Below are 12,075 nucleotides of genomic sequence, written 5' to 3' on the forward strand. Positions count from 1 at the left end.
CTCACAGCGCCGACAGCAGATCCACCTTCACCAGGAGGGTGTCTCCGTGCGCCACGCCCGTGGCGCTGAGCGCGGAAAGCTCGCCGGTGTAATCGAGCCCTCTCGGAACGCCGCTGGTGAGGTCGTTCGAGCTCTGGTGCGCGTACACCAGATAGAAGGTCGAACCTGTGCGCCATTCCCAGCGAAGGATCAGGTTCAGGTTCAATCCGACCTGCCGTTCGTTGGCGTCGACATATTGGTCCGGGGGAAGCGGAACGAGCTGGTCCAGCTTGACGGTCGGTCTCCCCGCTCGAGCGACGGTCGCGCCGAGCTGGTTGCCGTAGGAGATCCCCGCGGTGAAGAGCTGCCCGTACGCCTGCAGCGTGAGGTGCGGGGTGAAGGAGTATGTCGCGCGCAGCGTGGCGCTCAGGCTGCGCGCTTGCTGCGGCGCGAGCACGTACGAGCGCGCGCGGCGGGTCGGGTCCAATTCGCCGGGCAGTAGCGCCGGCGTCGCGATCTGCCGGATGGTGCCGGCGTTTTCGTTGTAGGCGAGGTCGAGCGTCCCATCGAGCCGGGGCATGGGCCGGAACACGAGCGTGCCGCCGAGCTGGTTCAGCCGCTCGAAGCGGGGAAAGGAACGGCCCTCGGTCCAGTAGAACTGGACCTGCAGCGGCTTGCGCGAGTCGGTCGAGAGATATCCAAACCATTGCCAATTCGCCTGGCGCTCGATGGGCGTTCCGTCCTCGAGCTCGCGGTCGTCGACGAAGGGCGACCAGACGTCGAAGCCGGTTTCCCAGAACCAGAAGGAGTTGGTGTTCACCCAGCCGTCCACGAACACGTCGCGGTTGAGGCGGTGGGCGAAGGAATAGTCGTGTAGCTCGCGGATCCCCAGGATCAGTTGCGCCGCTTGCCAGTTCGGCCCGGGATGCGGATCTCGCCAGCCGGCGAACGCCATGCCGCGGAAAAGGTTGGCGCGCTGCATGAAGCCGAGGTCGTTCACGTTGAACTCCGGCGAGAGCAGATCGCCCTGCACGCCGAAGATCCCGTGCTCTCCGAAGCGGCGGAGCTTGCCGGAGAGCGCGTAGCCGCTGGACGTCGATCCCCGCAGCGTGCCGTCGCGCAGGAGCGCGGCATTGGCGCCGTGCAGTGTCGAGGCCACGCCCTGCAGGTCGGTTTCCCAGACGCGGTCGGAGGTATAGAGGGTGAGGTCGCCTTCGCCGACATGCGCGTGGCGGCGGTCCGTGAGCCGCAGGCTGGGGCTGGTGAACACCGGCTCGGCGGCGGTCGCGGTGACGCCGGCGAGGCCGTAGTCCCCGAGCGGGGTTCGCGCCCGCGCCACCGAAGTGAAGCGCGCCTCCGTCGAGCGCATGTTGTCGACCCGCTCGGGAAGGCAAGCGGTGCCCGAAGAATCGCAGGGCGTCCCCGGCTGCAGCACTTGCGCGAACACGCGCGGCTCGAAGGCGGTGAGCAGGCCGACGCTGGCCGATCCGACCGTGCCCGTCATCTTGACGGCGCCGAGAACGGGGACGAACGGCTGCTGGTAGACGATCTTCTGCTCGTCGGCGAGGTCGAGGTCGTCGCGCGTCGGCGTCCCCCGGCCGATGCGACGCGAGTAGAAGATCTGGTACACGTCGCCGCCGTTCGGGCCGCCCAGATCGGCGCGCAGCGCCGGCTTGAACAGATCGAGGCCCTCGAGGAAGAACGGCCGCTTCTCCGGAAAGAACGTCTCGAAGGTGGTGAGATTGAGGACGCGCTGGTCGGCTTCCACCTGGCCGAAGTCCGGATTCACCGTTCCCACCAGCGCCAGATCGCTCGCGAGGTTGTAGCGAAAGTCGAGCCCGGCGCAGACGCCGCCCTGACGCTGCCGGTCGAAGGCCAGCGTCGCGCAGCTCCCCAGCTCGGACCGGGGCGTCGCGTAGGTCGGGACGTTGCGCACCGCCTTGAACCCGACATAAGGCCGGAGCTCCAGCTCGCGCACTGGCCGGATTCCTTCGATGCCGTCGATCAGGCCCAGCCGGCTGATGTCGCCCTGCCGCCCTTGCGGGCGAAAGCGCCACTGGTCCTCCTCCTTCCGCCGGGAGAGGATCCGGTAGACGTTGAAGCCCATGATCTTCGCGCTTTCGGGGATGCGCATGACGCGCAGGGGGATCCTCATCTCCACCGACCAGCCGTTCGGCGTTTGAGCCACCGCGGAGTCCCAGGCCGCGTCCCAGTCGGTAGTCATGTCGGTGTCGTTGAAGTGGATGGCGTCGAGCTGTTGGCCGGCGGCGTAGACCTGGAAGTGGTAGGCGGTCCGCCGATCGAACGTGGTGTCGAGGTCGAACTGCACCGAGTCGCCCTCGATGAACCGGTCGCGGCGGCTGAGGGTGGCGGTGGCGCCCTCCGGGTCGTCGCAGACGGCGCCGAAATAGAGGTACTCGTCGTCCCAGAGGACGCGGAAGGCAGTGCGGACGGTCGCCGGGCGTCCCTCGTCGGGCGTCACTTGCGTGAAGCCGTCGTGGAGCGGAGCCGCCTGCCACGCGGGCTCGTCCATGCGGCCGTCGATCTCGATGCGCGGTCCCGTCCGCCGCGCGGCATGCGCGGTGCGGATGAACGTCGACTCCGGCGGCAGCTCCTTCTGCGCCTGCGCGACGGCCGGCGCTGCCGCCGCGAGGAGCAGCAGGGTTGCCCGCATCTGGATGGACAGAACGGCGGAGCCGGAGGAACATTTCACGGTCGTTCCCGCGGGTCCCGGCGCATGCGTCCGTGGTATCTGTGACGCGGTGGCCGAGCCGGTTTCACATCTCCCCGCCGAGGCGTCGGCGCCGGTCACGCCGATGCTCCGCCAGTACCACGAGGCCAAGGCGCAGGCGCGCGATGCGCTCCTCTTCTTCCGCCTCGGCGATTTCTACGAGCTCTTCTACGACGACGCGCGCCTCGCGGCGCAATTGCTCGGTATCACTTTGACGTCCCGCGCCAAGGGAGAAGACCGGGTTCCCATGGCGGGAGTCCCGCATCACGCGGCGCGCGGGTACATCGCCCGCCTCGTCGCCGCCGGGCACAAGGTGGCCATCTGCGATCAGATGGAGGTTCCCGGTCCCGGAAAGCAGCTGGTGCGGCGCGAGATCGTGCGGCTGGTCACGCCCGGCACCCTCGTCGACGAGGAGGCGCTCGACGCCCGCGAGCCGCTCTGGCTCGCTGCGGTCGCCGTCGCCGAGGAGAGCGCCGCGGTCGCGCTGCTGGAGGCCTCGACCGGCGAGCTGCGGGCGCTGCCGGTCGGAAGCGCGCAAGAGGCCCTCGACGAGCTGGCGCGCGTCCGTCCGCGCGAGGTGCTGGTCGGGGACGAGCGGCTCTCCGAGGCGGTGCGCCGCGCCAGTGGCGCCGTGCGGGTCGAGGCGCGCGCGTTCCGCGATGCGCAAGGCGCGGAGCAGTTGCTGAAGCGACACCTCGGCGTCGCCACCCTGGATGGCTTCGGCCTGAGGGATGCGCTCTGCATCGAGGCGGCGGCGGAGGCGTTGGCGTATCTGCAGGAGACGCAGCGCTCCGCGGCAAAGCACGTGGTCCGCGTCGCGGTCGAGCAGCCCGCGCGCCACCTCTGGATCGACCCGACCGCAGCGCAAAATCTGGAATTGTTCCATGGGCCCGACGGGCGCCGCGGCGGGACGCTGCTGTCGGTCGTCGATCGGACGCTGACGGCGGCGGGAGGAAGGCTGGTGGCGCGCTGGCTGGCGTCGCCGCTGCTCGATCTGGCGGAGATCCGTGCGCGCCAGGACGCCGTCGAGGAGCTGTCGCAGGCCGCCGTTCTGCGTGAGGAGATCGCGGAGCGGCTGCGCCGGGTGCTGGACGTGGAGCGCCTTCTCGGCCGTCTCGCCATGGGCCAGGGAACGCCGCGGGATCTCGCCGGCCTGCGCGGCTCCTTGCGCGAGATGCCCCCGCTCGCGGCCCGGCTCGAAGGGTGCGCCGCACCGCTGTTGCGCGAGCTCGGGGCCCCGTTGCGGGCGCCGGCCGCGCTGGCGGAGCTGCTCCAGCGCGCGCTGATCGACGAGGTGCCCGCGGGTCGCGAGCCCGGTTTCGTGCGTCCCGGCTTTCGGCCGGACCTCGACGATCTGACGGATCTGGCGCAAGGGGGTCGCGCCGCCATCGCGGCGATGGAGGCGGCGGAGAAGCAGCGCACGGGAATCCAGAGTCTCAAGGTCCGCTACAACCGGATCTTCGGGTTCTACATCGAGGTGACGAAGCCGAACTTGCACCTCGTCCCGCAAGACTACCAGCGGAAGTCGAGCACCGTGGGGGCCGAGCGATTCGTCACGCCCGCTCTCACCGATCACGAGGCGCGGGTGCTCTCCGCCGAGGAGCGCCGCAACGCGCTCGAGCAGCAGATCTTCGAGGAGCTGCGACAGTCGGTCCTCGGCCAGAGCGCCGGGCTGCGCGCGTGCGCCGCTGCCGCAGCGCAGGTGGATGCGCTGCTCTCTTTCGCGCGCGTCGCGGCCGACTCCGGCTGGGTGCGGCCGGTAGTGGACGAGGGTGACTCGATCGCGATCGAGGGCGGGCGGCATCCGGTGGTCGAGCGCGCGCTCGCGCAATCCGGCGACGGCCCGTTCGTACCCAACGACGTCCAGCTCGATACCGAGCGCCGGCTGATCGTGCTGACCGGGCCGAACATGGCGGGCAAGAGCACCGCCATGCGGCAGGTGGCGCTCATCGCCGTGCTCGCGCAGACAGGCTCGTTCGTCCCGGCGTCGCGGGCGCGGATCGGGATCGTCGATCGGCTCTTTACCCGCGTCGGAGCGGCCGACGATCTCGCGCGCGGGCAGAGCACGTTCATGGTCGAGATGGCGGAATGCGCCCGCATCCTCAACCAGGCCACGCCGCGCTCGCTGCTCATCCTCGACGAGGTGGGCCGCGGGACCAGCACCTTCGACGGGCTGGCGCTGGCGTGGGCCATCGCGGAGCACCTGCACGACCAGGTCGGTGCGCGGACCCTGTTCGCAACGCACTACCACGAGCTCTGCGACCTCGCCCGGGAGAGGCCGCGGACGGTGAACCTCACCATGGCCGTCACCGAGGTCGACGGGCGCGTCGTGTTCCTGCGAAAGATCCTCGCAGGGGCCGCCTCGCGCAGCTATGGCATCCAGGTGGCGAAGCTGGCCGGACTCCCCGACTCCGTCCTGCGGCGAGCACGGGAGATCCTCGCGAACCTCGAGGCGCAGGAGCTCGACGAGGCGGGGCGGCCCGCGCTCGCGGCGGGACGGGGCAAGCGGCGGAAGCAGCTGGGACTGTTCGAAGCGGCGCCAGCCGAGCCGGCTCCGCCGCCGCCGGTGCCTGCGCTGGAAGGAGCGTTGCGCGCGCTCGATCTGTCGCGAACGACGCCGATGGACGCGCTCGTCTGGCTCCACGAACAGCAGAAGAAGCTGCGCTGACGGACGGCGCTGCGGTTCCGCTACAAATCGCCGAAAACAAGGCCGTTTTTAGCGTGGCACTGAACGGATTGTCAGACCCCCTCCTTAGGCTTTGCGCATGGATGGAGGAGGAGTCATGACGGCGGACTCGAAGAAGATCTGGCGGTGCCCCTCGTGCAACCGCCTTCTCGTGGAGAAGACCGTGGACTACGCGAAGGCGCGCCACGCGGAGATGCTGGCGCGCACGCGCGGGGCGTCCCTGGAATTCGTGCGCGAGGCAACCTGGCCCGCATACCTGGCCTCGCTGAGGCGCTGCCGCTGCGGGAGCCGGCAGCGGCTCAAGGCCGTTCCGGAAACCGCGGGCCGCGGCCAGCTCGACCTGCAGGTCGACGCGGTGGTGCTGCAATGAGCGCGCTCGTGTTCATCGCGGCTATTGCGCTCCTGGCCTGGTCGGTCGCGCGGGAGGCGGCGCGCAGGCGACGGTGGCGGGAGGCGGAGCGGCTCTCGCGCTGTCTGTTCGCAGCGGCGGGCATGCGCAGGTATCGGTGAGCGTACGGTGGGGTGGGAGCAAAAATTGACGGATCGATCGCCTGTGCCAGCGTGCGGGCGTGCGCGCGCTCCTCCTCGCCGGCGTTCTTGCCGTCCTCCCAGACGCGGCCAGAGCCATTCCGGCGGGCGCGGTGCAGGCGCGCAAGCTGGAGGCGGGAAAAAGCGCGCTCGAGAGACTCAGGGCCGACCCGCGGCGGCGGCGCTACCGCGAGGGATGGGAGGCGGTGCTGCGAACGCTCGACGCGTCGGTGAAGGTGGCGCCGCGGGGACCCCGAGCTGCAGAAGCGGCCCTCTTGGCGGGGCGCGCACGGGCCGAGCTGTGGGAAGTCTCGCGATCGCGTCGCGACGCCCGCGCCGCGATCTCCGCGCTGCGGAAGGTGGACGGGGATTATGCCGGTCCCCCGGGAGCGGAGGCGCTTGCGCTCGCCAGTCGCGTTGCGACCGGCGCGGACGAAACGAAGGAACGGGCCGAGATTGCGATGCGGATTGCCGCACGGTCCCTGCACCGCGAGGGTCCGGAGCACTCTCCGCCTCCAGCGACGGAGTCGCACGACGATGCGGGCAACGAAGGCGACGCGGAGGTGGATGCCCAGGCCTCGAAGGCCGTCGAACAGATTGTCGAGGACGCCAAGGCTCGCGCGACCGTCCGCTCCGGCGATGAGAGCGGCGAGGAAGAAGAGGAAACGGAAGACGGGCCACCGGAGCCGGAGGCGCCGGCCGACCCACCGATGCGCTCGACCCCCCTCGTCCGCGCGGTGAAGAGCGCGGTTGCCGCGCTGACCGAGCCCGAAGATGCTCCGGCCCGTGCGGCGAAGGCCCGGGAGATGCGCTCGGTTGCGCTCGGGTCGGGAACGTCCCTGGCGGCACAGCTCGGCCTCAAGGTCCGACGCGTGGTCGTCGACGCAGGCCATGGCGGCCGCGACACCGGGGCCATCGGGGCGCGGGGCGTCCGCGAGAAGGACCTCGCGCTGGCGATTGCGAAGAAGGTCGCGGCGCGGCTCAAGGCGCTCGGTTTCCAGGTGGTGATGACGCGCACCAGGGACGTCTTCGTCTCTCTCGACGATCGGACGCGCATCGCCAACGAGGCTCGCGCCGACCTCTTCGTGTCCATCCACTGCAACGCCGCCCGGCGGCGCAGGCTGGAGGGAGTGGAGACCTGGACGTTGAACGTGGCCAGCAACCGCTACGCGGCGCGGCTCGCGGCATTCGAGAACGCCGAGGCGGATCGCACGGTGAGCGATCTCCGTCTGATCCTCGCGGACCTGGCGACCAAGGCAAACGCGAGCGATGCGCGCGACCTGGCGCAGTCGGTGCAGTCGTCGCTGGTGCGGACGCTGCGCAGCCGCGTCGGCCCGGTGCGCGACCACGGCGTGAAGCAGGCGCTGTTCTACGTGCTCCTCGGAACGCGGATGCCGTCCATCCTCGTGGAGACCGGATTCATTTCCAATCCGGCGGAGGAGGTCCGGCTGAAGAGCGGGCGGTTCCAGGACGGCACGGCAGAGGCCATCGCCCGCGGGGTCAAGGACTTCGTCGACTCACGCCGCCGCCTCGCCCGCGCCCCGTAGTCTGCGCCGATGCCCGAAAACGATCCGAAACCTGCGCCCGCGAAAGACCCGAAGCCAAAGGAACCAAAACGTCGGGATCCGCCGTCGAAGGAACCGCCGCGTCGGGAGCCACCGCCAAGTGCGCCTCCGCAGGGCGATCCTCCGATGCGTGCGCCCGTCCCCAAAAAACAACTTGGCGTGCTTGGCGGTCGATCCGAAGACTGATCCGTCTGCCATCTTGTTATGTTGCGGGGCATGGCCAATGAGGTGGCGGTCGCGCGGGCCAAGGCGAGGATGGCGGAAGGTCGCGAGCAGATCCTGGCGCGCCACCGAGCCGGAGCGGGCGGACAGGAGGTGGTCCGCGCCAGCTCCGCGCTCACCGACGAAGTCATCTCGGAGCTGTTCCGCGCCATCCTCGCGCAGATCTCCCGTCCCGACTCCGTACCTCTCTCGCTGGTCGCGACCGGTGGCTACGGCCGACGCGAGCTCGCTCCGCGCTCGGACATCGACCTCCTTGCGCTGCTCCCGGGCGAACGCGATCCCGGCCGCGCGCGGGCGAACTCGGTCGCCGAGCAACTCCACCGCGCCCTCTGGGACATCGGGCTCGAGGCCGGCTACGCGGCGCGCACGCTGGAGCAGTGCGTCCAGCTCGCGCGCGAGGACCACACCATCCGGACCGCGCTGCTCGACGGCCGGTTGGTCGCCGGCGACGCGCAGCTCTTCAAAGGCCTCGAGCGCGCCACCGTCACCGAGCTCGAGCAGCGCCGCGTGGAGGAGTTCATCGGCGACAAGCTGGAGGAGTTCAACGAGCGGCGCCGCCGCTACGGCGGATCGGTCTGGCTGCTCGAACCGCACCTGAAGCAGGGGAAGGGCGGCCTGCGCGATCTCCAGGCCGCTCTCTGGATCGCACGCGTGCGGCACAAGGTCGCCGGACTGGGCGAGGCAGGGGAGCGCGGCCTGTTGCCGCATCGGGAGGTCACCGCCGCGCGCGCCGCCCGCGACCTGCTCTGGCGCCTGCGCAACGAGCTCCATTACGCGACCGGGCGCCGCGACGACCGCCTGACGTTCGACAACCAGCGGCGGCTGGCGCAGGCGCTCGGGTACGGCGACGATCCCGGCGGCGAGCTGGGCGTCGAGAAGCTGATGCGCGACACGTACATCGCGCTGCAGGAGATCGCCCGCGCCTCCGACGCGCTGATCAATCGCTGCGCCATCGAGGATGCACCGCGCAGCCTGCTCAAGCGCGTGCCGCGCCCCAAGCCGATCGATGACGCCTTCAAGGTCTGGAACGGCCGCATCACCGTCAACGACAAGGAAGTCTTTGCCCGCCGTCCCGCGGACATGGTCCGGCTCTACGCGGTCGCCGAGACCTGGGCGCTGCCGGTGTACAGCTACGCGCGCGATCTGCTGGTGCAGGAGCTGCAGCGCATCGGTCCTCAGCTCGCCACCGACCGCGAGGCGCACTTCGAGCTCTGGCAACTTCTCGTTCGCGACGGCGGTGACGGCAGCGCCCTGGTCCCCTTGCACGAGTTGGGGGTCCTGGGCGCGCTCTTCCCCGAGATCGCCAGGCTGCGCGCCCGCGCGCAGCACAGCCTCTACCATGTCTACACCGTCGACACGCACACCGTGTTCGCGCTGGCGCACATGATGCGGCTCCGCTCCGGCGCGCTGGCGGACGCCGAGCCGGAGCTGACCCGCGTCGCGCGCGCGCAGCAGCGTCCGCTGGCGCTCATGCTCGGGCTGCTGTTCCACGATCTCGGCAAGGGGATGGGACCGGATCACTCGGCCCGCGGCGCGGAGCTGGTCCGCGGATACGCGCAGCGGATCGGCCTCGATCCCGCCGATGCCCGCGACGTCGAGTGGCTTGTGCTCGCGCACCTGCGCATGAGCCATCTCTCGCAACGTCGCGACCTCGAGGACGCCGCCCTGATCGAGGCGTTCGGCCGCGAAGTGGAGACGGCGGAACGACTGGCGATGCTCTATCTGCTCACCTACGCGGACATGGCTTGCGTGTCGCCCGAGAACTGGACGCGCTGGAAGGCGAATCTGTTGCGAACGCTCTACGAGAAGACGCACGCCACCATGCTCGCCGAGGGTCTCGGCGCGCCGGAGCACGCCCAGTCGATCGAGGCACGGCGGCAGAGGCTCGCCGACCGGCTCGCACCACTGGCAGGCGAGCAGGCCTCGCTCGCGCTCGAGTTCGCACGGGAGCTGCCGGAGCGGTATCTCGCGACTGCGCTTCCCGAGACGGCCGCGCGCCATCTCCGGCTGTGGACCAACGCGCGCAAGGCCGGATTTGCCGGAGAGCTGCACCGATCGGCGGTCGGCGAAGCCGACCTGACGCTGCTCGCGACCGATCGCCCAGGTCTGCTTGCTCTCTTCACCGCGGCCCTCGCGGCGAACGGCATCGACATCCTCGGAGCCGAGGTGAACTCGCTCGCAGGCGGGATCGCGCTCGACACGTTCGTCGTCCGCGAGGCCGGTGGCGGCGCCCCATCGCCGGCGCGCTGGGAAGCGGCGCGCAACGATCTGCTGCGGCTCCTCTCGGGCGCCGACGATCCGCATCGACTGGTGCAGAAGCGGCTACGGCGCGCGACGTGGGCGAGCTCGGCGGCGCCTTCGGTCCAAACGAAGGTCCGCGTCGACGACGTGAGCAGCGATGCGATGACCATCCTCGACGTGCTCACGCAGGACCGTCCTGGCCTTTTGCACACGATTGCCGATGCTTTACACAGGGCAGGCGTGAGCATCGAAGTCGCTCGAATCGCCACGGAAGGGAACCGCGCTACCGATGCCTTCTACCTGCGTGACCTCGCCGGCCGGCTTGGAAAGGCCAGCGGCAAAATTATGGACGCATCGCGGCGGGAGGCCGTCGTAGAAGCCGTCCAGACGGCGATCGCTTCCCTCGCGGGAGGGGGCTGAGCCATTTCCCCAGCGGTCCCGGACGGTTGGCAGCTTGCGGGGCTGCGCTCGCCGACCTAGCTTCCGTTCGTCAATGTGAGGTGCACGACATCCAACGTGCGCAAAGGTAGGTGCAAGTGGCAGGTCGGTTGCAGAGCAAGTCGCGTGGGGCGGGACGACGGAAGGATGGCAATCGGACGGGCAAGCGGCCGGCATCCAAATTGAAAATGCCGCGACGCCAGGGGGGGATGACCGTCCGCGAGGCGGGACGGCTGGGGGGCCTGATCGGCGGCCGGAAGGGTGGCCTGACCGTGAAGGCCGAGCGGGGGATCGAGTTCTACCAGGAGATCGGAAAGCTCGGCGGGCAGCGCGTGCGCGATTTGATCGCGGCGGGGCGCAAAGCCGAGCGGGGTCCTCGCCGGGGGTCGGCGCGGCGCGGACATAACCAGTTTGCTCCGGAACGGGGCGTGTGAGGGGGGCGGGAATGGCTGATGAGAGCACGGGCAAGAAGAAGGGCTCGATGAGCGTATCGGAGGCGGGCCGCAAGGGAGGCCAGACGGTGCGCGACAAATACGGGCATTCCTTCTATGAGGAGATTGGCCGCAAGGGCGGAGAAACGGTGAAGGCGGAGCGCGGCCGGGCCTTCTACGAGCAGATCGGCAAGAAGGGCGGCGACACGGTCAAGGCCGAGCGGGGGGCCGGCTTCTACGAGCAGATTGGCAAGAAGGGCGGCGAGGCGGTGAAGGCAGAGCGCGGCACGCCCTTCTACGAGGAGATCGGCAAGAAGGGCGGGCATCGCGTCCGGACGCTGATCGAGGAGGGCAAGAAGGCGGCAAGCGAGAGCGCCAGGTCCTCCGAGGACAAGACGCCGGCGCCGGGCGGCGAGGTCGTGCCGGAGCCCGCGCAGGAGTAGCTGCGGGAAAGGAACGTTAGATGATCAAGACCCGCGGCAATGGAAAAGGCGGCATGACGGTCTCCGAAGCCGGCAGGAAAGGCGGCGAGCGCGTCCGCGACGAGCGGGGCGTCGAGTTCTACCAGGAGATCGGCCGCAAGGGTGGTGAGCTCGGGGGGAGAAAGGGCGGTGAGGCCGTCCGCGACAAGTACGGTCCCTCGTTCTACGAGGAGATCGGCCGCAAGGGCGGCCAGAAGGTCCGCGAGCTCATCGAGCAGGGCAAGAAGCGCATCCTCTGATGCGCTTCTTGAAAACCGAAGGGGCCGAAGGGGGACGGGAGGGGGGTTCCTTCCAACCACCGGAGGCAGGGAAATGGCGGAGGAGAAGAAGGGCGGAATGACCGTGGCCGAGGCCGGACGCAAAGGCGGCGTAAAAGTCGCCCAGGAGCGCGGCCGTGCGTTCTACGAACAGATCGGCCGCAAGGGCGGCGAGACGGTGAAGGCGGAGCGCGGGCACGAGTTCTACGAGCAGATCGGCAAGAAGGGCGGCGAGTCCGTCCGTGCCGCGCGCGGTCCGGAGTTCTACTCCCAGATCGGTCACAAGGGCGGGCAGAAGGTCCGCGAGCTGATCGAGCAGGGGAAGAGAATGGCCCGCGAGGCCGCCGCCAAGAAGGAAGGCGGCCTGGACGAGATGGGCAACTTGAAGGGTGGCCGGCGCGACGAAGAATGACGGAACAGCCTACAACGTAGCCGCAAACCCGCGCCTTCGGCGCGGGAGCGGCTAGCTTCCGGGGGTTCTCTGACGGAGGCGGCGGCCCGCGAGGGCCCCGCCT

At 69.8% G+C, this 12,075-nt stretch carries 9 protein-coding genes; 8 read left to right on the forward strand and 1 reads right to left on the reverse strand.

All coding sequences use genetic code 11. The features are described from left to right. Position 1 precedes the first annotated feature (1 nt). Positions 2–2,692: a hypothetical protein gene (locus tag E6J58_18610; protein ID TMB34433.1), complete on the reverse strand. Its 2,691-nt coding sequence runs from the start codon at positions 2,690–2,692 to the stop codon at positions 2–4. 103 nt (positions 2,693–2,795) lie between these two features. On the opposite strand from E6J58_18610, the gene mutS reads away from it, so the two are divergent. The 8 genes from mutS (at position 2,796) to E6J58_18650 (ending at position 11,972) form a co-directional block, all read left to right on the forward strand. Beyond that, positions 2,796–5,378, forward strand: a complete 2,583-nt coding sequence (gene mutS, locus E6J58_18615) for a DNA mismatch repair protein MutS (GenBank protein ID TMB34460.1) — start codon at positions 2,796–2,798, stop codon at positions 5,376–5,378. A 115-nt stretch (positions 5,379–5,493) separates the two neighbouring features. Further along, on the forward strand, positions 5,494–5,766 hold the full coding sequence (locus E6J58_18620; protein ID TMB34434.1) for a hypothetical protein: 273 nt from the start codon (positions 5,494–5,496) through the stop codon (positions 5,764–5,766). Positions 5,767–6,385: 619 nt separating this feature from the next. Next, on the forward strand, positions 6,386–7,471 hold the full coding sequence (locus E6J58_18625; GenBank protein ID TMB34461.1) for an N-acetylmuramoyl-L-alanine amidase: 1,086 nt from the start codon (positions 6,386–6,388) through the stop codon (positions 7,469–7,471). Positions 7,472–7,693: 222 nt separating this feature from the next. Continuing rightward, entirely contained in the window at positions 7,694–10,372 is a 2,679-nt protein-coding gene (gene glnD, locus E6J58_18630; GenBank protein TMB34435.1) for a [protein-PII] uridylyltransferase, read from the forward strand. A 206-nt stretch (positions 10,373–10,578) separates the two neighbouring features. Next, positions 10,579–10,824 (forward strand): hypothetical protein, encoded by a 246-nt coding sequence (locus E6J58_18635; protein TMB34436.1) that lies wholly within the window; start codon positions 10,579–10,581, stop codon positions 10,822–10,824. 11 nt (positions 10,825–10,835) lie between these two features. Next, positions 10,836–11,264 carry a general stress protein B gene (locus E6J58_18640; GenBank protein ID TMB34437.1) on the forward strand — a complete coding sequence of 143 codons (429 nt, stop codon included), beginning with the start codon at positions 10,836–10,838 and terminating at the stop codon, positions 11,262–11,264. Positions 11,265–11,284: 20 nt separating this feature from the next. Further along, positions 11,285–11,542: a hypothetical protein gene (locus E6J58_18645; protein TMB34438.1), complete on the forward strand. Its 258-nt coding sequence runs from the start codon at positions 11,285–11,287 to the stop codon at positions 11,540–11,542. 73 nt (positions 11,543–11,615) lie between these two features. Continuing rightward, positions 11,616–11,972 (forward strand): general stress protein B, encoded by a 357-nt coding sequence (locus tag E6J58_18650; GenBank protein ID TMB34439.1) that lies wholly within the window; start codon positions 11,616–11,618, stop codon positions 11,970–11,972. Positions 11,973–12,075 lie beyond the last annotated feature (103 nt).

This window comes from Deltaproteobacteria bacterium, assembly GCA_005879535.1.
In the GTDB taxonomy this organism is placed as follows: domain Bacteria; phylum Myxococcota; class Myxococcia; order Myxococcales; family 40CM-4-68-19; genus 40CM-4-68-19.